The sequence below is a fragment of the Luteitalea sp. genome (genome assembly GCF_044337415.1).
Classification (GTDB): Bacteria; Acidobacteriota; Vicinamibacteria; order Vicinamibacterales; family Vicinamibacteraceae; genus Luteitalea.
Genome location: NZ_JBIINP010000011.1, coordinates 41,192 through 62,323, shown reverse-complemented (window position 1 = coordinate 62,323; position 21,132 = coordinate 41,192). Strand labels below are relative to the sequence as shown.

The 21,132-nt window shown below is 71.0% G+C and carries 16 protein-coding genes and 1 tRNA gene; 5 read left to right on the top strand and 12 right to left on the bottom strand.

Features of this window, described 5'->3' with window-relative positions:
- Window positions 1–223: 223 nt before the first annotated feature.
- Together ACIRDX_RS03925 and ACIRDX_RS03920 are read left to right on the top strand one after the other, a co-directional pair.
- Window positions 224–673, top strand: a complete 450-nt coding sequence (locus ACIRDX_RS03925) for a hypothetical protein (protein WP_396624094.1) — start codon at window positions 224–226, stop codon at window positions 671–673.
- On the top strand, window positions 670–1,179 hold the full coding sequence (locus ACIRDX_RS03920) for a DinB family protein (RefSeq protein ID WP_396624093.1): 510 nt from the start codon (window positions 670–672) through the stop codon (window positions 1,177–1,179). The genes ACIRDX_RS03925 and ACIRDX_RS03920 overlap by 4 nt, the downstream gene beginning before the upstream one ends.
- Window positions 1,180–1,296: 117 nt before the next feature.
- Here ACIRDX_RS03920 and ACIRDX_RS03915 read toward each other — a convergent pair whose 3' ends face one another.
- Genes ACIRDX_RS03915 through ACIRDX_RS03900 form a run of 4 tightly spaced genes read right to left on the bottom strand, consistent with a single transcriptional unit; the run spans window position 1,297 to window position 10,273 of the window.
- Entirely contained in the window at window positions 1,297–2,757 is a 1,461-nt protein-coding gene (locus tag ACIRDX_RS03915; protein WP_396624092.1) for a DUF1501 domain-containing protein, read from the bottom strand.
- Window positions 2,758–2,767: 10 nt separating this feature from the next.
- Window positions 2,768–5,947, bottom strand: a complete 3,180-nt coding sequence (locus ACIRDX_RS03910) for a DUF1553 domain-containing protein (protein ID WP_396624091.1) — start codon at window positions 5,945–5,947, stop codon at window positions 2,768–2,770.
- Between the two features lie 49 nt (window positions 5,948–5,996).
- Window positions 5,997–9,722, bottom strand: coding sequence for a PAS domain S-box protein (locus ACIRDX_RS03905; protein ID WP_396624090.1), 3,726 nt, complete (start codon window positions 9,720–9,722; stop codon window positions 5,997–5,999).
- Entirely contained in the window at window positions 9,719–10,273 is a 555-nt protein-coding gene (locus ACIRDX_RS03900; RefSeq protein WP_396624089.1) for a heme NO-binding domain-containing protein, read from the bottom strand. The genes ACIRDX_RS03905 and ACIRDX_RS03900 overlap by 4 nt, the downstream gene beginning before the upstream one ends.
- 133 nt (window positions 10,274–10,406) lie before the next feature.
- Between ACIRDX_RS03900 and ACIRDX_RS03895 the strand changes: the two genes are divergently transcribed.
- On the top strand, window positions 10,407–10,799 hold the full coding sequence (locus tag ACIRDX_RS03895) for a hypothetical protein (RefSeq protein ID WP_396624088.1): 393 nt from the start codon (window positions 10,407–10,409) through the stop codon (window positions 10,797–10,799).
- Between the two features lie 12 nt (window positions 10,800–10,811).
- On the opposite strand, the gene ACIRDX_RS03890 is transcribed toward ACIRDX_RS03895, so the two are convergent.
- The 4 genes from ACIRDX_RS03890 to der all read right to left on the bottom strand — a co-directional run bounded on the left by ACIRDX_RS03890 (window position 10,812) and on the right by der (window position 14,513).
- Window positions 10,812–12,203, bottom strand: a complete 1,392-nt coding sequence (locus tag ACIRDX_RS03890; RefSeq protein ID WP_396624087.1) for a hypothetical protein — start codon at window positions 12,201–12,203, stop codon at window positions 10,812–10,814.
- 159 nt (window positions 12,204–12,362) lie between these two features.
- Window positions 12,363–12,439 (bottom strand) — tRNA-Pro (locus ACIRDX_RS03885).
- Between the two features lie 119 nt (window positions 12,440–12,558).
- Window positions 12,559–13,059: a MerR family transcriptional regulator gene (locus tag ACIRDX_RS03880; protein ID WP_396624086.1), complete on the bottom strand. Its 501-nt coding sequence runs from the start codon at window positions 13,057–13,059 to the stop codon at window positions 12,559–12,561.
- Window positions 13,060–13,133: 74 nt separating this feature from the next.
- On the bottom strand, window positions 13,134–14,513 hold the full coding sequence (gene der, locus ACIRDX_RS03875; RefSeq protein WP_396624085.1) for a ribosome biogenesis GTPase Der: 1,380 nt from the start codon (window positions 14,511–14,513) through the stop codon (window positions 13,134–13,136).
- Between the two features lie 60 nt (window positions 14,514–14,573).
- On the opposite strand from der, the gene ACIRDX_RS03870 reads away from it, so the two are divergent.
- Window positions 14,574–14,846: an HU family DNA-binding protein gene (locus ACIRDX_RS03870; RefSeq protein ID WP_239488544.1), complete on the top strand. Its 273-nt coding sequence runs from the start codon at window positions 14,574–14,576 to the stop codon at window positions 14,844–14,846.
- A gap of 13 nt (window positions 14,847–14,859) precedes the next feature.
- Complete coding sequence (locus ACIRDX_RS03865; RefSeq protein ID WP_396624084.1) at window positions 14,860–15,930, top strand: site-2 protease family protein; 1,071 nt, start codon at window positions 14,860–14,862, stop codon at window positions 15,928–15,930.
- A gap of 263 nt (window positions 15,931–16,193) precedes the next feature.
- Here ACIRDX_RS03865 and priA read toward each other — a convergent pair whose 3' ends face one another.
- The 4 genes from priA to ACIRDX_RS03845 all read right to left on the bottom strand — a co-directional run bounded on the left by priA (window position 16,194) and on the right by ACIRDX_RS03845 (window position 21,104).
- Entirely contained in the window at window positions 16,194–18,665 is a 2,472-nt protein-coding gene (gene priA / locus ACIRDX_RS03860) for a primosomal protein N' (protein ID WP_396624083.1), read from the bottom strand.
- Entirely contained in the window at window positions 18,665–19,519 is an 855-nt protein-coding gene (locus ACIRDX_RS03855; protein ID WP_396624082.1) for a uracil-DNA glycosylase, read from the bottom strand. Before ACIRDX_RS03855 ends, priA begins: the two co-directional genes overlap by 1 nt.
- Window positions 19,516–20,748: a bifunctional phosphopantothenoylcysteine decarboxylase/phosphopantothenate--cysteine ligase CoaBC gene (gene coaBC, locus ACIRDX_RS03850; protein ID WP_396624081.1), complete on the bottom strand. Its 1,233-nt coding sequence runs from the start codon at window positions 20,746–20,748 to the stop codon at window positions 19,516–19,518. Before coaBC ends, ACIRDX_RS03855 begins: the two co-directional genes overlap by 4 nt.
- Before the next feature lie 146 nt (window positions 20,749–20,894).
- On the bottom strand, window positions 20,895–21,104 hold the full coding sequence (locus ACIRDX_RS03845) for a DNA-directed RNA polymerase subunit omega (RefSeq protein ID WP_396624080.1): 210 nt from the start codon (window positions 21,102–21,104) through the stop codon (window positions 20,895–20,897).
- Between the last annotated feature and the right edge of the window lie 28 nt (window positions 21,105–21,132).

Here is a 21,132-nt window from a genome sequence, read left to right as displayed (position 1 = left end):
CGTATACTTGGCATGCATTCACACGAGCGGACGAACAATCAGTGCGCCACTCAGAACGAATGTGCTGCGGGGGCGCGCACCTGATCCGCCCGGGACACCGGGGCGAGAGTGAACGACATTGGCGGCATACCCCGGCATCCAGGTCCGATCGCCAGCCCCAAGGTGCTTGCACCCTGAACCTCAAGTAGCTATACGTAGCTGTATACTTTGCCTGGAGGCTCGGATGCCGCAGGTCACCCTCTACGTCAAGGACACCGACCAACCGATCTGGGAGTCCGCCCGCGACCTTGCCGTCGCCCGCGGCGAGAGCTTGTCGGCACTCGTCACGACAGCGCTCGAGCTCGTCGCCGGGCGTCGCGATGCGCCCGTCGTGCCGAAGGGCGAGATGGCGCCAGTGGACCTGGTCGGGTGGGACTTCCGCAACCGCACGGTGCCGCGCGCGATCCGTTTCACGGGCGTCAAGGTGGCCCAGGTGGGTACACTCTCGGCGTACCTCACGCGCGCACGGAAGGTCGTCCTCGAGGAGTGGGAGCTGCTCGACGAACGCTACGTGGCCGTGTTCGAGTCCTTCGAGGCGCTGCAGGCCCATCCGGTCGCGCAGGCCCTCGACAACCGCCTGCTGGCCGACATCGCTGCGGCCGTCGGCACGCCCTTCGTGGAGACCATCGAATGAGATCTGCCCTGCTCGCCGCCGCCCTCGTGGCCCTCTCGTGCCTTCCCGCCGCCGCCCAGACCGCCATGGATGGCCTTCGCGCGGAACTGGCCGCCGTGAAGGCCCAGGTCATGACGGCCGCCAACAAGGCGCCCGAGTCGATCTACGGCTACCAGCCGACGCCGGAGGTCTTCACGCTGCGCAAGCAGTTCCTGCACATCGCCGATGCGAGCTACAGCATCTGCGCGAGCTTCAAGGGGACGCCGGGCCAGCGGCCGAAGGTCAACGCCGATGCGCCGCTGCCCAAGGCCGACGTGGTGGCCGCGCTGACCGGCGCGTTCGCCTTCTGCGACGCGGCGTTCCAGGCCGCCACCGATGCCACGCTCGCCGAGACCATGAAGACCGCCAACGGCAGCGTCCGCATGAAGAGCTACCACGCCGCGCACCTGCTCGCGCACACCGGCCTGCACTACGGCAACGTCGTCACCTACATGCGCCTCAACAAGCTGTCGCCAGGCGACCAGTAGGCCGCAGTGTCGTAGCCGTCGCCCTTGGGCGACGGTCAGTGATCCTTCGCGAATCGTCACGGACTGCCGGCCAGGGCCGGCAGCCACAGCCCGTGGTCCTCGGGTCGGCGCTCGGATCTACGCGAGAAGTGCGTCCACGACCTTGCCGTGCACGTCGGTCAGGCGGAACCGTCGGCCCTGGTGCAGGTAGGTGAGCCGCTCGTGATCCACCCCGAACAACCGAAGTAACGTCGCGTGGAAGTCGTGCACGTGCACCCCACCATCGACGATGTTGTAGCCGAAATCGTCGGTGGCACCGTGCACGTACCCGGCCTTGACGCCGCCGCCGGCCATCCACATCGAAAAGCAGCGCGGATGATGGTCGCGGCCGTAGTTGGTGGCCGTGAGCTTGCCCTGCGAGTAGCTCGTGCGGCCGAACTCTCCGCCCCACACGACCAGCGTGTCGTCGAGCAGCCCCCGGCGCTTCAGGTCGGTCACCAGCGCCGCGCTCGCCTGGTCAGTCTCCCTGCACTGCCGTTCGATGCCCTTGGGCAGGCTGTCGTGCTGGTCCCAGCCCTGGTGGTACAGCTGGATGAACCTGACGCCACGCTCGGCCAGGCGCCTGGCGAGCAGGCAGTTGGCCGCGAACGTGCCCGGCTTGCGCGCGTCCTCGCCGTAGAGCGTGAACGTCTCGGCGGTCTCGCCCGACAGGTCCATCACGCCGGGCACGCTGGCCTGCATGCGGTACGCCATCTCGTACTGCCCGATGCGCGCATCGACCTCCGCCTCGCCGATCTGCACGGCCGCCTCGGCCTGCAGGTCACGCAGGCGATCCAGCAGCGCACGTCGTGACTGCGCGGTGACCCCGGCGGGATTGGCGAGGTAGAGCACCGCGTCCTTGCCGCTGCGGAACTGCACACCCTGGTACTGCGAGGGCAGGAACCCGCTGCCCCACAGCCGCGAGTACAACGGCTGATCCACCTTGCCCGGCGTGATCAGCACGACGAACGCCGGCAGCTCGTCGGTCTCGGTGCCGAGACCGTAATGCATCCACGCGCCCATGCTGGGCCGCCCCGCAATCTGCGATCCGGTCTGGAAGAACGTGATGGCCGGGTCGTGGTTGATCGCATCGGTGTACATCGATCGGACCACGCACAGCTCGTCCACCACGCGCGCGGTGTGCGGCAGCAGGTCCGACACCCAGGTGCCCGATCGACCGGCCCGCGAGAAGCCGAACTGCGATCCGGCGAGCGGCAACGACGCCTGGTTGCCGGACATGCCGGTGAGGCGCTGGCCCTGACGCACGGAGTCGGGCAACTGCTCGCCGTTGCGCTCGCGCAGCACCGGCTTGTAGTCGAGCGTCTCCATCTGCGAGGGGCCGCCGGCCATGAACAGGTAGATGACCCGCTTGGCACGGGCAGGATGGTGCAACGCGCTGCCAAGCACGCCCGGTGTCGGCCCCGCCAGGGCGCGCGCCGCGGCGGGGTTCACGAGCTCGGCGAGCGCCACGCCGCCGAGGCCCAGGCCAACGCGTTGCAGCAGGGCGCGACGCGACAGGCCCGCGATGGGCAGGTCGCCCGTGCAGTGGTGGGTGCTCATGCGGGCTGCCTCATCGGGTCACCACGAACGCATCGGTATTCATGATCAGCGTGGCCACGGCCATGGTCGACGCCACGTCGACGATGGGCAGGGCCGGATCCCGCGGTCGCTCCCCCACCGCCAGCCACTGCTCGGCCGCTGCCGGGTCAGCCGCGTGCAGACGGCGCTGCTCCTCGAAGGCGTCGGCGAGGATCTGGGCCTCGCGCGCATCCGGGGCGCGTCCAGCCAGCGCCAGGAACGCGTCGCGGTGCCTGGCCGCGGGGTCGGCCGGGTACGTCCGCACCAGGCGCTCGGCCAGGACGCGGGCCGCCTCGACGAACTGCGGGTCGTTGAGGAGCACCAGCGCCTGCAGCGGCGTCTGCGTGGTCTCGCGGCGGGCCACGCACACCTCGCGCGACACCGCGTCGAACGTTGTCATCGACGGCGGCGGCGACGTCCGCCTCCAGAACGTGTACAGGCTGCGGCGATAGAGCGCGTCGCCGTGATCCTGCACGTACTTCTGCCCCGTCCCCGACTGTTCCCACAGGCCTTCGGGTTGGTACGGCTTCACGCTGCGCCCGCCCACCTGGCGCACGAGGAGCCCGCTCGCCGCGAGTGCGCTGTCGCGCACGTGTTCGGCCTGAAGCCGCACGGCAGGTCCGCGGGCCAATCGCAGGTTGTCGGGATCCTGGCGCAGGTGTTCGGGCGACGCCTCGGAGGCCTGCTGGAACGTCTGCGAACTGACGATGAGCCGGTGCATCGCCTTGACGTCCCAGCCGCTGGCGATGAAGCGCGCAGCCAGCCAGTCGAGCAGCTCGGGATGCGTCGGGCGACGTCCCTGGCTGCCGAAGTCCTCGGCCGAGGCCACCAGCCCACGACCGAAGTGCATCTTCCAGAGGCGATTCACGGCGACACGCGCCGCGAGGGGATTGTCGCGGCTGGTGAGCCAGCGCGCCAACCCGAGTCGATTGCGCGGTTGGTCGGCCGGGAACGGCGGCAGGCTCGTCGGCGTGTCCCGCGGCACCACGTCGCCGGGCGCGTCGTAGGCCCCGCGCGCCAGCAGGTGCGCGGGCCGGGCGGCCGGCAACTCCTCCATGACCATGATCTCCGGTACCAACCGGATCCGGCGCTGCTCGTCCTGTCGCGCCTCGCGCAGTTGGCGGGCCAACGCCAGCGACGGGGCATGCACGCGAGCAACGTAGTGGGCGTGAGCCTCGCGTGGCGCATCAGGCAGGCCACCGGCGACCTCGGCGGACGTGAGCGCCGTGTCGTGCACACGCACGTCGTCGACCAGGCCGTTCCTGAACCCGCTGTCGCGGAAGCGCGCGCCGATCATGATCGGCGTGGGCTTGGTCTGCAGATCGCCGGCGTCCTTGTCGTACACGATGTCCTTGACCAGCCGATCGCGCACGACGTCCACCGCGGCGCGCACGCCGTCCACGTACAGCGCCAGGCCGGATGCGCGGCTCGACCCGTCGTAGGTCACCACCACCGACGACCACGCGCCAACGGGCAGCGGTGTCCTGGCCCGGATGGCGATGGCGTTGCCCGGCCAGAAGTGCACGAGCGCGAAGAAGGGGCGCCCATCCTCGAGCGTGATCTCGAAGCCGCGACTGCCGGCGTCGGTCCACGCGCGCGACTGGTGCAGCACCACGGCGCGGGCCTGCTGTTCCGTCGGCTTCAGCCTCAGCGCGATCGAGAACGCGTCGGTCCGCGAGAACGGCGCCACGGCGTCGAGCACCACCGAATTGTCGCCATCGAACCGCAGCGCCTTGCCGCCGCGGGCCGCCGCATCCTCGACCAGCGAGGGCGCGTCGTGCAGGCTGGCTGCGCCCAGCCCCGACGCCTCGGGCGTGCGGTCGCCGGTCACCTCGTCGAACGCGAAGCTGGCGAGCGGCCGCGGCGGCACGACGGTCGACGTGGCACGCCGCCAGGCCAGGAACTCCGGATCGGTGAGCGGGACCAGGGTGGCCAGGCGCCGTTCGAGAGCGGCGATGCGCTGCACCACCCGCGCGTGGGCGGCCTCCTCGTGTGCGGGCCACAGCAGCACCGAAGGCGTCGGCGTCGCGTTGGTGAAGTGCGAGTAGAGTCCCGACTCGTCGATGCTGTTGAAGAACGCGAAGAGCGAGAAGTAGTCGCGCTGGGTGATCGGGTCGAACTTGTGATCGTGGCACCGGGCGCACTCGAGCGTCAGGCCGAGCATGGCCGTACCGAACGTGTTGACCCGATCGGCCACGTACTCGGTGCGGAACTCGGCCTCGATGCTGCCGCCTTCGTTGGTCTGGCGGTGCAGCCGGTTGAACGCCGTGGCGATGCGTTGCTCACGCGTGGCGCCGGGCAGCAGGTCGCCGGCCAGTTGCCAGGTCAGGAACTGGTCGTACGGCAGGTTCCGGTTGAAGGCGCCGATCACCCAGTCGCGATAGGGCGACATGTCACGCGTGACGTCGGCCTGGTAGCCGTGCGTGTCGGCGTAGCGGGCCAGGTCGAGCCAGTCGGCCGCCATCCGCTCGCCATACGCGGGCGAGGCCAGCAGTCGCTCGACCTCCCGCGCGTACCTGGCCGGAGACGGGTCGGCCGCGAAGGCCGCAAGCTCGGCAGGCGTCGGCGGCAAGCCGGTGAGCGAGAACGACACCCGCCGCAGCAGGGCCTCGGGGCGGGCAGGCGCGGCAGGTGCCATGCCGTCGTGCGCCAGCGCAGCACGGACGAACCCATCCACGGGATGGCTATGCGTGGAGGAGGCGGGCGGCGGCGGAGGCGCGAGGCGTTCCCACGACCAGTGCCCGCGGAACTCGGCACCCTCGGTCACCCACTGGCGCAGCAGGGCCTTCTCCGCGTCGGTCAGCGCCTGATGCGCATCAGCCGGCGGCATCACGTCGTCGTCGCCGGCCGGCAGGAACACGCGGCGGATCAGTTCACTGCGTTCCGGAGCGCCGGGCACCACGACCGCCGTACCGACCTCGAGTTCCTGGAAGAGGCCCTCGCGGGTGTCGAGGCGGAGCCTGGCCTTGCGCGTACGGGCATCGGGCCCGTGGCAGCGAAAGCACCGGTCCGACAGGAGGGGGCGGATGTCGCGCGTGAACTCGACGCGCGAGACCGCGGCGGACCCAGGGGCCGGCGGCTGGTGACCACCCGCGGCGGCCACGGCCACGAGCACGCCAGCCAACACGGCGGTGGCCGTGCCCCTCGACGCCGCCTGGCGCAGGAAGGTCATGGGCGCATTCTGGTGAGGCGGCGCGGGTAGTGTCAACGCGCGCGCGCCCTCAGGCGGGTGGCGCGTCCTCGCGGTGGGCGCGGAGTGCCGCCACCGCGGCATCGACCTCGGCCGAGATCGTGGCGACCAGCGCCGTGAAACGCGAGGCGGCGCCGTCCTGACACGCCTGCTCGAGGTCGGCGCACGCCCCCTCGAGGCGCGGCGTGCCCATCATGCCGCTGGCGCGCCGCATCGCATGCGCCTCGGCCCTGAGCGCTTCGGCGGTCCCCTCCTCGAGCGCACGGTCGAGGCGGTCCATGGCCTGCTCCATGTCGTCGATGAAGCGGCCGAGAAAGGACGCCCACCCGACCATCGTGGCCTCGGCCAGCAGGCGCACCGCCTCGACCTTGTCGGCGTCGACCAGCGGCGCCGGCGTGCGGGGCAGCCATTGGGCGAGCGCCCGGCGCAGGGCGCCGTCGAGCGTCGGCTTGGTGAGGTGGTCGTTCATGCCCGCGTCGAACGCGCGCGCGCGATCCTCCGGGAAGGCACTGGCCGTCATGGCGATGATCGGCAGGTGCACCTTGTCGTGCCCGAGCGCACGGATGGCCCGCGACGCCTCGTAGCCATCCATGTTCGGCATCAGGCAGTCCATGAAGACGATGTCGAACGGCTCACGGGCGATGGCCTCGAGGGCCTGGACGCCGTCGGCCGCCACCGTCACCTTGCAGCCGAGCGCACCCAGCATCGCCGAGGCGATCTCCTGGTTGACGACATGGTCCTCCACGAGCAGCACGCGCGCCGGCACCGCCGAGGGCGCCCCAGCCTCGCCGGCCGCCTGGTCGTCGGTCAACTCCGCCGGAGGCAGCGGCAGTTCCAGCCGGAAGCGCGATCCTCGCTCGGACGACGACGCCAGCGTGAGGCTGCCGGCCATGGCCTCGGCGAGGCGTGCGGAGATGGGCAGGCCCAGTCCCGTGCCGCCGAACCGGCGTGTCGTCGACGCGTCAGCCTGCGCGAACGCATCGAAGATCACCTCGCGCTTCCCCTCGGGGATGCCGACGCCCGTGTCCTCGACCTCGCACACCACGACAGGCGACGGCGCGCCCGCGTCCGTCTCCCGACGCACCGTGATGCCCACGTGCCCGCTGGGCGTGAACTTCACGGCATTGCCGACGAGGTTGGTCAGGATCTGTCCGACACGCACCGAATCCCCGAGGACGCCCGACAGCCGCCCTTCTGGCCAGGCGACGCGCACGGCGACGCCCGACGCATCGGCCTGCGGCCTGAAGGTGGCCGCGACCTCCTCGACCAGGCGCCCGAGGTCGAACGGATGCGGCTCGATGACCAGCCGTCCGGCGGCAATCTTCGAGAAGTCGAGGATGTCGTTCGTGATGGCCACCAGCGAGCGGGCGGACCGTCTCGCCACGTCGAGTTGCCGCCGTTGCTCCTCGGCCAGCGGCGTGTCGCGCAGCAGGTCGAGCATCCCGATCACGCCGTGCAGCGGCGTGCGGAGTTCGTGGCTCATCATCGCCAGGAACTCGGCCCGCGCCCGCGACGCCGCCTCGGCGTCGTCCTTGGCCTTGCGCAGGTCGGCCTCGGCCTGGCGTCGCAACGTGATGTCGCGCACGAAGGCGCTGAAGACGAGGCGCGACGGGTCGCCCCCCGCGGCCGCCGCCAGTCCGCCGTCGGCCACCTCGATGGCCAGTTCGATCGGGAACTCGTGGCCGTCCTTGTGCAGGGCCGGGACTTCGATGCGCTTGCCCAGCACGCGCCGTTCACCGGTGGCCAGGTACCGCGCCATGCCCGCGCGGTGCGCATCGCGCAACCGCTCCGGCACGATGAGGGCGTTCAGGAGCCGACCGACGGCCTCCTCGGCACTCCATCCGAAGATCGACGCGGCCTGCGGGCTCCACAACGTGACCACCCCCGCGCCGTCCATCGAGATCACGCCGTCGAGCGAGGTGTCGACGATGAGCCGCATGCGCGCCTCGGACTCACGCAGGCGGCGCTCGCCGTCGAGGCGCTCCATGAAGTCGCCAAGCTGTGTGCTCAGGGCGCTCAGCGACGTCAGCAGCGACGGGTCGGCCTCGCGGCGCTGGGCGCTGAAGAACTCGATCACGCCGATCACGGTGCCGCGTGTCAGCACGGGCAAGGCGAACGCGCTGTGCAGGCCAGCCACCGCCGCGGCGGGTCGTCGGGGGAAGTTCTCGTCCAGTTGCAGGTCGGCCAGCCAGGTCGGGTCGCCCGACGCCCAGACGCGCCCGGGCAGCCCCTCGCCTACCGCGAATCGCGTCTCGCGGGAGGTCTGGAGGAATCCCTCGAAGTCCGCCTCGGGGCGTGCCCACACGGTGTCGCAGGCGAGATGCTCCTCCCGCGGCACCCAGAACGCGCCCCAGTCCCACTGCAGCAATCGGCCCAGCGTCTCGAGCGTGCGCGTCATCGCCTCGCGGGAGTCGGTGGCGGCCGCCAGCACCCGGGCGACCTCGTACTGCGCGCCAACGATGCGGGCAGACTTCTCCCTCTCCGCGTCGCGCTCGAGTTCGGCGCGGCGGGTCGCGGTGATGTCGATGGTGATGCCGGAGATCCCCGTCGCGACGCCTGCCTCGTCACGCAGGACCACGCGCATGTCCCGCATGTGGCGGATGCTGCCGTCGGGCAGGAGGATCCGGTGCTCGCTCTCGAGGGGAACCTCCCCTTCGAGGGCCCGGCGCATCAACTCGCGGCTCGCCTCGACATCGTCGGGGTGGATGCAGGCGAAGAAGACCTCGGGCGACGGCGCCACGCTGCCAGGCTCGAGCCCGATCAGGCGATAGTTCTGCTCGGACCAGTACCCGGTGTCCGTGGTGAGATCCCAGTCCCACACGCCGGCGTGCACGGCCGTCAGCGTCTTCTGCAGGCGCATCTCGCTGGCCTGCAGGTCGGCTGCGGCCCGTCGTTCCGGGGTGAGGTCGCGGAGGATGCCGGTGAACAGTCGCTGCGGCCCCACGGCCACGTCGCTGACCGACAGGTGGAGCGGCACGCGGGTGCCATCCTTGCGCAGGCCCTCCACCTCGCGGCTCGTGCCGATGATGCGCGCCTCTCCGGTCGCCACGTAGCGCGCGATCGACCGATCGTGTTCGTCGCCGCCGTCACGCGGCATGAGGACCGCGACGTTGCGGCCGACCACCTCGTCCGGTTCGTAGCCGAAGATCCGGCTGGCGGCCGCATTGAACGATCGGATGAGCCCCGCCGCATCGATGGTGATGATGCCGTCAGCGGCCGTGTCGACGACGGCCCGGAGCGTCGATTCCTTCTCGTTGAGCGCCTCGACCGTCTCGCGCAGCACGCGCGTCTGCGCCTCGAGGCGCGCCGCCAGGTCGCGCGCGTCCTTCAAGGCCGTCTGCTGCGACTGCAGCAGGAACAGGTAGTCGGCGATGGGCTCGTGCGCGGGAAAGTCGGTCAGCGCGAGCCCGAACGTCGCCAGTTGCTCGAGGTCGGTCACCCACGGACTGCCGAGGAACGTGACGGTGTCGCCATCGGGCGCGACCAGCATCTGCCCACGCAGCGGCAACCGACGCGGGAGCACCTCGAGCACGAAGAGCGACCGGCGGCGCTCGACGAGGGTCTCGAAGGCGAGCGCCATCTCGGGCCGGACGATGCGCACATGCGCCGACAGGGGACTCCCCGGGACGACGTCGGGGCACACCCGCGACAGGGCCTGCCCCACCTGGACCACCGCCAGTTCGCGATCGACGGTGAGGTGGAACGGGAAGACCGCGCGCAGCGCGTCGGCTCCCAGGCCCTGCGGGGACGCGGTCATGCGGGCGGCGTGAAGCCGATCTGGAACTCGTCGTGGTCGGCGCCGCGGGCACGATCGGCGACGTGCTCGATGGTGATGGCCGTGTCGAACATCTTGCCGAGGCCGCGCAGCAGGCCCACGACCATCGGCGCGAGTCCCTCGCGCGTGGAGCGGTAGTGCAGGCGCAGCGAGCCGTCCGTCACGTCCGTGCACCAGAAGGACGGCGGGCGGAGTTCGGGAAAGCTCATGGCCACGTGGGCATGCAGGTGATCGAGGTGCTGCACGAAATCCACGAACGTGCTGCCGGCGAGCGCCAGGATGTTGCCGTAGCCCTTGCGCGCCGTGTAGAGCGTCCAGTACTCGCCGAAGGCCTCGAGCAGGTCCCCGGCGGGCACGCCGAGGTGCTCGCTCGCGGCGCCAACCAACCGGTAGGTGACCTCGTCGGGGTACGGGCTCATGCCGACGAATGCCGGCGTGTCGACGCCAGCCCGGGCCTTGATGAGGTCCCACGTGGCGTCGCCGTGCTGAGCGCGAACGAGTTCTTCGACAGCCTGATTGACGAGTCCGTACATGCGAGTATTGGGGACGCCGACACTATACGGCCTCCGCCTCTCATCGTGGCGCGCCGCGCGCGCGGCGACAACTGCGTCAAGGTCGAGGACTACCCATGGATACGTGCATCACGACAGGCCGGAGCCCGCGCGCGTGAGCGAGCCTGCCGACAGCCGGCGAGACGATGCGGTGCGGTTGGCGCTGCGCGGGTGGCAACAGCGCATGCAGGCAGTGATCGACATCGCGCGCGACAGCGACGACCTCGCCGCGCGCCTCCCGGTGCTGGAGACACTGGCCACCGACGTGGTTGCGGATCTGTCGCGCGCGATCGCCGGACTCGATGCGCTGACGCACCGCCCTGACGCCGCACTCCCGCCGGGCACCGACCTGCTGCGCGAGGCGCTCGGCAAGGCCCACGGCCTGCTGCACGACATCGCCCTGTGGCATCGCGGCCCGAGCGTGGCGGCCCTCCGCAAGGCCCGCGATCATTTCGCCGCGGCCGCCGATCGCTACGCGCGTCTGCACGGCACGGACCTGCGCCCCTGACGCCTCGCCCCCTCAGGCCGGGACGCGCGCGGCCTCGCCCATCGGCACGCCCCGGGGCTGCCCCAGTACCGCGAGCCGCTCGGCCACCTGCTCCTCCGGATAGCCCTCGTGCTCGGCCTCCAGCAATCGCTCCACGCACAGCGGCACGAGTTGCTGCCACTGCGGGCTGTCCGGGCCGAGGCGCGCGGCCATGCTGCGGATCCGCTCGGGCGACCAGGTGCACACCGTCGCAGGCACATCGTCCTGGGGCACGTCGGTGAAGTCGTCGGCATGCGAGGAGACCGCGAGGCGCCGGAATCGCGCGTCCTCGCCGTCCAGCCAGGCCTTCCAGGTCGCATCGAGCTCCAGCGAGGACGCCGGCAGGTGCCGCGCTTCCTCGATCAGCTCGAGGGCCGCGCCCTTGCACTGCTCACGCAACGCGTGCGTCTCTGCTGACCCATAGCGCCCGCACGCCTCCATCAGGGCCGCCAGGTCCTCCAGGCGCGTCCGGCAGTGCGTCGCGTCGAAGGTCCGCACCTCCTGCGCGGCCCCCGCGACCACGTCGGCGGCGCGCGTCCGCAGGATGTCGCACTCCAGCGCGTCGTCGGCTCGGGCCTGCGCCCGTTCGTCGGGGCTCACCACGCGCCGATCCGCCGGGAACAGGAGGTTGCCCTCGCGGCGATTCAGGTGCCGCTCCCGGGGGCCGGCCTCGGCCGACACGGCGGCCACCGCGTCCAGGGGCGGCGCGGCAGCGGCCGCCGGCGACACGCCGACGATGGCATCGACGGTCGGCGCCAGGTGGACCTCCAGCCTGTAGAGGCAGGCGGCCAGCTGCGTCTCGATGTCGGCCGGGACGCCGAGGCGCCCGTCGTAGGGGCTGCTGGCGTTGGTGTCCAGCAGGCTCCTCGCGATCAGCAGCGAGGGCGACGCCCCGTCGTCGCCGGGGTGCCGCAGGGCGGCGTCGGACCGGGAGAAGGCGGCATCGAGCGTGGCGAACCAGTGCGGGCCGTCGAAGTTGCCGCCCTTGAGTCGCAGCCGCGCCTGCATGGCCGCCCGGATCTCGGTCACCACGCCGTCGCCGTGGCGCCGCCGCGCCCCCTCACGCACCAGCCAGCCGCCATGGAGCAGGAACCAGAACGGCGCCGGACCGCGCACCGGTTCGGGGAGCACGGCGGCGAGCGCCTCGAGTTCGGCGTCGCTGAGGTCGAAGTGATCGAAGAGGACCTGCTTGACGATGACGTCAGCCACATGACCGGCGTCCGGGCTCCAGGTGACGGCCGCAGCCCGACCCGCGCGCGGGACGACGAGCGCGCCCACGCCCGCGAGCGTGAGGCACGCGGCGCCGACGACGAGGCCGCCGTCGGCCAGGGTCAGCAGACCGAAGAGGCCGAGCAACCCCAGCAACACATCGAGGAGGCGCGTCATGACAGACCGTGGCGGCGCACCCAGGGCGCACCGCGTCACGGGGGCAATCGGCACGTGGTCGTGCCCTGCCCAGTACCGGCGGTGGGGACACACGGCCGGTGCACGGCAACGCCTGGATGCGCGTGACGGGTGAAATCGATTGTGAGTGGAGGGGGAGATTGGTCGGGATGGCGAGATTCGAACTCGCGACCCCCTGAACCCCATTCAGGTGCGCTACCAGGCTGCGCTACATCCCGACCGGCGCCGTGCGGCGCGAACGCAGAGTGTACCCCATCGGCCGTGGCCGAGGCTAGACCCGCGGCGCGCCGGCCACCTGCGGGACCAGCCCTGCGGGGGCGACGGGTGCCGCGCCCCCTCAGCCCCGGCGCGAGCGTTGGGCGGGCGCGGCGGCGGTGCCGGGGGTGTCGAGCAGGTCGAGCAGCGACCGCATGTCCTGCTTGACCTTGAGGAGCCGCGCCCGGGCCTCGTCGCTCACCGGCGGCGCCACCGGGGCGCTCGGCGCGGCCGACTCACGGGCAGCCACCCGCACCGGCGCCGGACTTGCGTTGGCCGCTTCGGCGGCGTGCAGCTCCGCCGTCAGCGTGAACAGGTCGTCTGGGGCCGGCGGCTGCTCGGCCTCGAAGCGGCGGCGCACACCGGAGAGCGTGAGCCCCTCGGTGAACACCAGGTCGCGAATGCGTAGCACGCGCTCGACATCGGCGCGCCGGTAGATCCGCGGGCCGCCCGGGGTCTTGGACAGCCCGAGGTCAGGGAACTCCGACTCCCAGGACCGCAGCACATAGGGCTGGATCTGCGCGAGTTCGCACACCTCCCCAGCCTTGAACGCGGGCTTGTCCGGAATCACGGCGTCGGGCATCGGAAGCAGTATAGAACCGGCAGTCGGCAGTCGGCAGTCGGGAGTCGGGAGTCGGGAGTCGGGAGTGGCAGGCCCTACTTCTCCTTGCGCTCCCGCCCGCCACGCTTGCGCACGCTGATCCGGATCGGCGTGCCTTCGAAGCCGAACGTCTCGCGCAGGCTGTTGATGAGGAAGCGCTCGTACGAGAAGTGGAAGCCCGTCGCGACGTTGGTGAAGAACACGAACTGGGGCGGCGCCACGCCTGTTTGCGCGGCGTACAGGATCTTGACGTGCTTCTTGTCGGGGCTCGACGGCGGATGCTCGTGTGCGAGCCGTTCGACGAACCGGTTGAGTTCGCCGGTGGTGACGCGCTTCTTGCGCGCCATGGCGACGCGGTCCACCGTCTCGAGCAGCTTCTGGGCGCGTTCCCCCGTCAGCGCCGAGATGTGCAGCAGCGGCGCGTAGTCGAGGAACTTCATGCGGAAGCGCTGTTCCTCGTCGAAGTCCTTGTAGTAGCGGTCGCCCTCGCCCTTGGTGAGGTCCCACTTGTTGGCCGCGATGATCATCCCGCAGCCGAGCCGCTCGGCCTCGCCGGCGATGGCCGCATCCTGGTCGGTCGCCCCCTGCGACGCATCGATCACCAGCACGGCGACGTCTGCCCGCTCCATGGCCCTCTTGGCGGTGAGGACGCTCACCATCTCGATGGTGTGCGAACTGGCCACCCGCCCCGGCCGCCGGATCCCGGCCGTGTCGACGATGCGGAAGGTGCGCTTGTGCCACTGCAGGATCGTGTCGATGGCGTCGCGCGTCGTGCCGGGGATGTCGCTGACGATCAACCGCTCCTCCCGCAGCAGCCGGTTCACGAGCGACGATTTGCCGACGTTGGGGCGACCGACGATGGCCACCGCAATCTCGTCCGGGTTGTCGGGCACGCCGCCGCGCCCGAGCTTGCCCGCAGCATCGAGCTGCTCCAGCGCCGCGTCCATCAGCTCGGGGACCCCGGTGCCGTGCTCGGCGGCGATCTCGAAGACGTGATCGAAGCCGAAGGCGAAGAACTCGTACATGCGGTCGCGCGCCCGCTTGTCGTCGGCCTTGTTGACGGCCAGCAGCACGGGCGCCTGCGCCACACGTCGGATCTCGGCCGCGATGCCGTCGTCGCCCGACACGCGCCCCTCGCGCCCGTCCACGACGAAGACGATGAGGTCGGCCTGGGCGATGGCCCGCTTGCCGTGCTCCACGACCATGTCGTGCAGCGGATCCTCGGTATGGCCGAAGATACCTCCGGTGTCGACGAGCCGGAACGGTACGTCCTGCCACTCGGCGTCGTGCGACATCACGTCGCGCGTGGTGCCCGCCATGGCATTGACGATGGCGCGGCGAGTGCGCGTGATGCGGTTGAAGAGCGTCGACTTGCCCACGTTGGGGCGTCCGACGAGCACCACGGTGGGCATCGCGCGGGCAGAGGGTCCTGTCATGCGGGCATCTTGCGGATTGACACTGTAAGTCCCTGTATCTATGCTTCTTAGCGGCAGACGATGATCAAGGTCGACATCATCAACGAAGTGGCGACGATTGCCGACATCACCAAGGTGAAGGCCGAGATCGCTGTCGAGGCCGTGTTCGAGGCGATGCGCGAGGCCATGAAGCGCGGCGAGCGCATCGAACTGCGCGGCTTCGGCGTCTTCCAGGTCAAGCCCCGCAAGCGCGGCATCGGCCGCAACCCCCGGACGGGCAAGGAGGTGCGCATCCCGCCGGGCCGCACCATCCGGTTCAAGCCGGGCAAGGACCTCCAGAACATCGGCGGCTGAGTCCAGACCGCCCGTGTCCACCCCTCCCCCGCCCCCGTACGTTCCCGGCGACGACCCGTCGACGCCCGACCCGCTGCATGTCCGCTGGTCGGAGCAGGATCAGGCCTGGACCACCGGACCACTGACGCCCGCCGTGGACGCCCCGGTCCGCATCGGATCCCGGGGCTGGGTCCACCTGCTGCTGCTCGTGATCACCTTCCTCACGATGACGTGGGCGGGCTCGAGCTTCTTCCTCAACTACGTGTCGGCCGTGGGCACGCGGCGTGTGCTGGTCACGGCTCCCGCCGCGCTGGTCGGCGGCCTGTGGTTCAGCGTGCCCGCGCTGCTGATCCTGGGTGCCCACGAGCTGGGGCACTACTTCGCCTGTCGATATTACCGGATCCCGGCGTCGCTGCCGTACTTCGTGCCGGCCTTCATCCCCGGGATCCCCGGGCTGTGGTCGGCCGCGCCAACGCTGGTCGGGACGCTGGGCGCCGTGATCCGGATGGCGCTGCCGCGCACGCGCCGCGCCCTGTTCGACGTCGGGATCGCCGGGCCACTGGCCGGCTTCATCGTGCTGGTGCCGCTCGCCATGTACGGCGTGGCGCATTCCTACGCGGTGCGGCTGCCGCACCAGATCGCGTTGCAGGGCGGGCTGAACCTCGGCGACCCCCTGCTGCTGACACTCCTGCAGTCGCTGTACTTCGGGACGCTGCCGGACCGCTCGATCTTCGTGATGCACCCCACGGGCTTCGCGGCGTGGTTCGGGTTGCTCGCCACGGCGCTCAATCTGTTCCCGGCCGGGCAGCTCGACGGCGGCCACATCGTGCACGCCATCGTCGGGCGACGCTCACGCTACGTCACCATGGCCAGCCTGCTGACCATGCTCGGGCTGACGATCTTCGTCTCGACGAGCTGGATCGTGTGGACGGCCCTCGTCATCCTGATGGCCTATTCCTTCGGCATCGACCATCCCCCGGTTGGCGAGGAGCACGTGCCCATCGGCACCACCCGCCTCGTGCTGGCCGTGGTGGCCGTGGCGATGTTCGCGTTGAGCTTCACGCCGGTGCCCATCAGCCCGATGGACTTCGTCGGCGGACGATAGTGGCAGCGCGCCGAACACTCCGCGCTGCAATTCAGAATTCAGAAGTCAGGAATGAAGCGCGGCGCGGGCATGGTCAGCTCCGCCAACGCTCAGGTCGAGCCCTGCAGCCTGACTCCGAAGACCGAGGCGATGCCGACCCGATGGCGTGCCCCGACTCGCACTTCATTCTGACTTCTGAATTGAAGTGGCTCGGATGCCGCGAGCTGCTCTTCATTCTGAACTGTGAACTCTGAATTCAGGTGGGTGGCCCTTCCAGCCACCTGCTAGAGCATCGTCAGCGGATCGACGTCCACCGTCACCCGCTTCAACAACGACGGCATCCCGCTGATCGCCTGGCGCGTCGCCTGCCGCATGGCCGCGCGGTCGCGGCCCTTCAGGAACAGCTGCACGCGCGACTCGCCCCGCAGGCGGCCCAGCGGCGCGGGGGCGGGCCCGAGCACGCCGAAGCGGTCGTCGGCCAGCGCCCGCAACGCCTCGGCGAGCCCCGTGGCGTCCTTCAACGCCGTCGCCAGGGACTCGTGGCGCACCACGATGTTGATCAGGGAGAGCCACGGCGGGTAGCGCATGCGCTCCCGGTACTCCATCTCCCGGGCGACGAACTCGTCGTAGGCCTGCCTGGCCGCCATGCCGATCGCGTAATGATGGGGATGGAGCGTCTGCACGAGCGCTGCGCCAGGCACCTCGCCGCGACCGGCGCGCCCAGCCACCTGCGTCAGCAGCTGGAACGTGCGCTCCGCCGCCCGGAAATCCGCGACGCCGAGGCCGATGTCGGCCGACACCACCCCCACGAGCGTCACCTGCGGGAAATCGTGGCCCTTGGCGATCATCTGCGTGCCCACCAGCACGTCGAGCTCGCGCCTGGCAAAGCGCGCGAGCACCTGCCCGATCGCGCCCCGCCGCTGCATCGTGTCGCGATCCACGCGTGCCACCCGCGCCCCGGGGCAGGCCTCGATCACGGCCTGCTCCACGCGCTCGGTGCCGACGCCGGTGTACTCGAGGAACTCCCCCTTGCACGACGGACACGCCGTGGGTAGCGCCGCCGTGTAGCCGCAGTAGTGGCACCGCACCTGTCCGGCCCGGCGATGCACCGTCAGGGTGACCGCGCAATTGGGGCACTCGGCGCTGTTGCCGCAGCCGCGACACAGCAGCGACGGTGCGTAGCCGCGTCGGTTGAGCAGGACCATCGCCTGCTCGCCACGCTCGACGCAGGCCGCCAGTGCCTCGCGCAGCGGCCGGCTCAGCACGACCTCCGGGCCCTCGGCCGCCAGCACGTCGCGCATGTCGATCGTCTGCACCTCGGCGAGCGGACGGTCGTTGACCCGCTGGCGCATCTGCACGAGCCGGTAGCGCCCCTCCGACGCGTGTCGCCACGTCTCCAGCGAGGGCGTCGCCGAGCCGAGCACGGCCAGGGCGCGGGCGTCGCGCGCCCGTACCACCGCCGCATCGCGGCCGTGATAGCGCGGGCTCTCCTCCTGCTTGTACGCCGTGTCGTGCTCCTCGTCGACGATGATCAGGCCGACGTCGGGCAGGGGTGCGAACACCGCCGAGCGTGTGCCGATGACGACGTCGACCTCGCCCCGGCGGATCCGGTGCCACTGGTCGTAGCGCTCCCCGTCCGACAGGCCGGAGTGCTGGATCGCGACGCGTTCGCCGAACGCGCGTCGGAAGAGCGAGGCGACGGCCGAGGTGAGCGCGATCTCGGGCACCAGCAGCAGCACGCCGCGATTGCGCGCCAGCGCCGCACGCGCCAGCCGCAGGTAGACCTGCGTCTTGCCGCTGCCGGTCACGCCATGCAGCAACGCCGCCTGGAAGCCGCGATCCAGCAAGGGCTCGAGGACGTCGAGCGTGGCCGACTGCTCTGGCGTGAGCGACAGGAACGCGGGCGCGGCAAGCGCGTCGGATGTGCCGGCCGATCCGCTGGCGAACGGGTCGCGCTCGACGGCGCGCCACTCCACCGTGGCCAGCCCCAGCGCCACCAGGCGCCGCACCACCTCGCTCCCGATGCCCTGATCGCGCAGCACGTTGGCGTCGACGCCCTCAGGCGAGGCCACCAGCACGGCGCACGCGGCGGCCTGCCGCGCGCCGAGCCGCTGGGTGGCCGGCTCGCTCGCCGCCGCCGTGGGCCGGATCCACCGACGCTTGCGCGCCGCGTCTGCCTTGCCCGTGACCACGGGTTGCAGCCGGACCTTGCCGGTGCGCAGCAGGCGCCGCACGGCCCGCGACACGACGTCGGCCGTCACCTCGGATCCGCGCAGCCGGGCCGCCACCGCACGGGGCACCTGCCCGCGCAGCACGGGCCCCTTGTCCTGCAGCAGCGCGAGCACCGCGTCCTCGACCTGATCGTCGAGCGGGAGTTCGAACGGCCCGCGCATGTCCACCTCGCCCGCATCCTCGGCCAGCGCGAGGGTCATGTCGCCGCGGAGCCAACCCTTGGGCGGCATGGCGGAGGAGATCACCTCACCGGGGCCGGCGAGGTAGTAGTCGCCGATCCAGAGCGCGAGGTCGACCACCGCTTCCGGCAGGAACGTCACGTCGTCGAGCACTTCGAGCACGTCACGGAGGCGATCCGGGACGTCGTCGGGTGTCGCGTTGTCGTGGGTGACCAGGCCGGTGACCTTGCGCGGGCCGACCGGCACGATGACGCGCGTGCCGCGAGGCGCCTGCAGGCCGTCAGGCAGGCGGTAGGTGAGCAGGCCGAGCCCAGGGACGGGCACGGCCACGCGCACCAGGCGCATCAGCGGACCTCGGGCGCCCCGCCCGCGTCCTGGCGCAGGAGGGAGCGGACGAGCTTCATGTCCTCCCACGTCTCGCGCTTCTTGTCGGGGCTGCGGAGCAGGTAGGCCGGGTGGAACGTCGGCACGAGCGTCGCGCCGCGGAACTGGTGCACGCGGCCGCGCAGCTTCGTGATCGGCGTGTCGGTGCGCAGCAGGCACTGCGCCGCGAACTTCCCGAGCGCGACGATCACCTTGGGCTGCACGAGGTCGATCTGCCGGAACAGGAAAGGCTCACAGACCGCCACTTCGTCGGGTTCCGGATTGCGGTTGCCCGGCGGCCGGCACTTGATCACGTTCGCGATGTAGACGTCCTCGCGCCGCAGTTCGATGGCCTCGATGATCTTCGTGAGCAACTGACCAGCGCGGCCCACGAACGGGATGCCCTGCTCGTCTTCGTCTGCCCCGGGAGCCTCGCCGACGAACATCAGGTCGGCCGAGGGATTGCCCACGCCGAAGACCACCTGCCGCCGCCCGAGTTGGCACAGCTTGCAGCGCGTGCACTGCGGCCCGATGTGCGCGCGCAGATCCTCGAGCGTCGCAATCGCGGCGAGTTCGGATCCCTCGGACGGGGTTGGCACAACCGATCCTCCCGCGGCGAGTCCAAGCGACGAGGCCTCGGGCCGCGTTGCGACACCCGGCGCTGCAGCTGCCGCCAACGGCGATGCTGGTAGGGCCGGCTCTCCGAGCCCGGCCTGGCGCACACGCGACTCATTGGCCTGCCAGGCCGCATCGCGGGTGAACCCGGCGATACCGAGGTCCTTGTAGAACTCGAGGTGCGCCCGCAGTTGCGCGCGCGGGTCCTGATCGTCGCTCACGCCTGGTCCCCCTGCGCCGGAGTCCGGGGAGCCCCGGCACTCAGCCTGCCGGCGATGAAGTCGACGATGCGCGCAGCGAGGGCCGTCTTGGCCTCGAGCGGGAACGACTGCACGCCGGCCGCGGTCACGAAGCTCGCGATGTTGGTGTCGACCTCGAACCCGGCGCCGGGCTGGCTGACGTCGTTGGCGACGATGAGATCGACCTGCTTGGCCTCGCGCTTGCGGGCGGCGTAGGCCAGGACGTCGCTGGTCTCGGCGGCGAAACCGACGAGCACCGGGGCGGCGCGGCCAGCGCGCCAGCGGCCGAGGTCGGCGAGGATGTCGACGGTCCGTTCGAGGGTGACCGTGAGGGGGCCGTCCTGCTTCTTCACCTTGCCGCCTGCGGCGCCGCCAGCGGGCGTGTAGTCGGCGACCGCCGCCGCCATCACGATGGCATCGGCCCCGTCGCGCAACCCGACCACCGCCGTGTGCATCTCGCGGGCGGAGCGCACGCGCACCACCCGCAGGCCTGCCGCAGGCTCCAGCGAGGTCGGTCCGAGGACGACGGTCACGTCGGCGCCACGGGCCGCCGCATCGGCAGCCACCGAGAGGCCCATGCGACCGCTGGAGCGGTTCCCGAGGTACCGCACCGGGTCGAGGTCTTCGAAGGTGGGGCCGGCGGTGACCACAACACGGCGCCCGGCGAGATCGCGCACGGGCGACAGGAGCCGGAGGGCCGCAGCGGCGATGGCCTCGGGCTCGGCAAGCCGCCCCTTCCCCACCCAGCCGCACGCCAGGTACCCCTCGCCGGGCTCCACGAAGTGCACGCCGCGGCTTCGCAGGAGATCCAGATTGGCCTGCGTGGCCGGGTGGTCGTACATGTGCGTGTTCATCGCCGGCGCCACCAGCACGGGCGCGCGGGTCGCGAGGGCGAGCGAGGTCAGGAAGTCACCGGCCAGGCCATGGGCCAGCCGGGCGATGGTGTTGGCTGTCGCGGGCGCGACGAGGAAAAGCGCCGCGTCGGTGGCCAGGGCGATGTGCTCGATGTCGGCGTTGGCGCCGGGCGTCCACTGACTCGTGATGACGCGCCGCCTGGTGATCGCCTCGAACGTGAGGGGGCCGACGAAGCGGGTCGCGGCGCGCGTCATCACGACCGCGACCTCGTGGCCGGCCTTCTGGAGGAGGCGGACGACCTCGACCGCCTTGTACGCGCTGATGCCTCCGCTGACGCCGACGGCCACCAGGGCCATGCCGAGACCCTCCCAGCAGGTGGCCGACAACCCCGGCGACCTGAATTGAGGAGTGCAGAACTCAGGACGTCGAGGTCGGGGTCCGCTGGACCATCGACACCGTCGTCGAATTCCTCATGACGAACCGCAGAGCGGCGTGCCGAGCGCTAGACCGGGGCGGGCGCCTGCGGATCGATCGGCGCCTCGTCGGAGTACACCGGCAACACGTGGCCCTCGAGGACCTCGCGCTGCGCGGTGCGCGCCGGCTTGCCGCTCGGCTCGACCTTGGGCACACAGCCCTGCAGCAACTGCTTGGCGCGAGCCGAGGCCACGACGACGAACTCGAAGGCGTTGGGAAGGGTGCTGCGATCGACCATGGGTGCTGGCGTTGCTCCGGGCGCTCTG

What these genes read in the sequence shown, in the direction of transcription:
- ACIRDX_RS03870 (WP_239488544.1), top strand. Translation starts at nt 14,574, where the DNA reads ATGATCAAGGTCGACATCATCAACGAAGTGGCGACGATTGCCGACATC.
- ACIRDX_RS03910 (WP_396624091.1), bottom strand. Translation starts at nt 5,947, where the DNA reads ATGACCTTCCTGCGCCAGGCGGCGTCGAGGGGCACGGCCACCGCCGTG.
- ACIRDX_RS03880 (WP_396624086.1), bottom strand. Translation starts at nt 13,059, where the DNA reads ATGCCCGACGCCGTGATTCCGGACAAGCCCGCGTTCAAGGCTGGGGAG.
- priA (WP_396624083.1), bottom strand. Translation starts at nt 18,665, where the DNA reads ATGCGCCTGGTGCGCGTGGCCGTGCCCGTCCCTGGGCTCGGCCTGCTC.
- ACIRDX_RS03920 (WP_396624093.1), top strand. Translation starts at nt 670, where the DNA reads ATGAGATCTGCCCTGCTCGCCGCCGCCCTCGTGGCCCTCTCGTGCCTT.
- ACIRDX_RS03900 (WP_396624089.1), bottom strand. Translation starts at nt 10,273, where the DNA reads ATGTACGGACTCGTCAATCAGGCTGTCGAAGAACTCGTTCGCGCTCAG.
- ACIRDX_RS03905 (WP_396624090.1), bottom strand. Translation starts at nt 9,722, where the DNA reads ATGACCGCGTCCCCGCAGGGCCTGGGAGCCGACGCGCTGCGCGCGGTC.
- coaBC (WP_396624081.1), bottom strand. Translation starts at nt 20,748, where the DNA reads ATGGCCCTGGTGGCCGTCGGCGTCAGCGGAGGCATCAGCGCGTACAAG.
- der (WP_396624085.1), bottom strand. Translation starts at nt 14,513, where the DNA reads ATGACAGGACCCTCTGCCCGCGCGATGCCCACCGTGGTGCTCGTCGGA.
- ACIRDX_RS03915 (WP_396624092.1), bottom strand. Translation starts at nt 2,757, where the DNA reads ATGAGCACCCACCACTGCACGGGCGACCTGCCCATCGCGGGCCTGTCG.
- ACIRDX_RS03890 (WP_396624087.1), bottom strand. Translation starts at nt 12,203, where the DNA reads ATGACGCGCCTCCTCGATGTGTTGCTGGGGTTGCTCGGCCTCTTCGGT.
- ACIRDX_RS03925 (WP_396624094.1), top strand. Translation starts at nt 224, where the DNA reads ATGCCGCAGGTCACCCTCTACGTCAAGGACACCGACCAACCGATCTGG.
- ACIRDX_RS03845 (WP_396624080.1), bottom strand. Translation starts at nt 21,104, where the DNA reads ATGGTCGATCGCAGCACCCTTCCCAACGCCTTCGAGTTCGTCGTCGTG.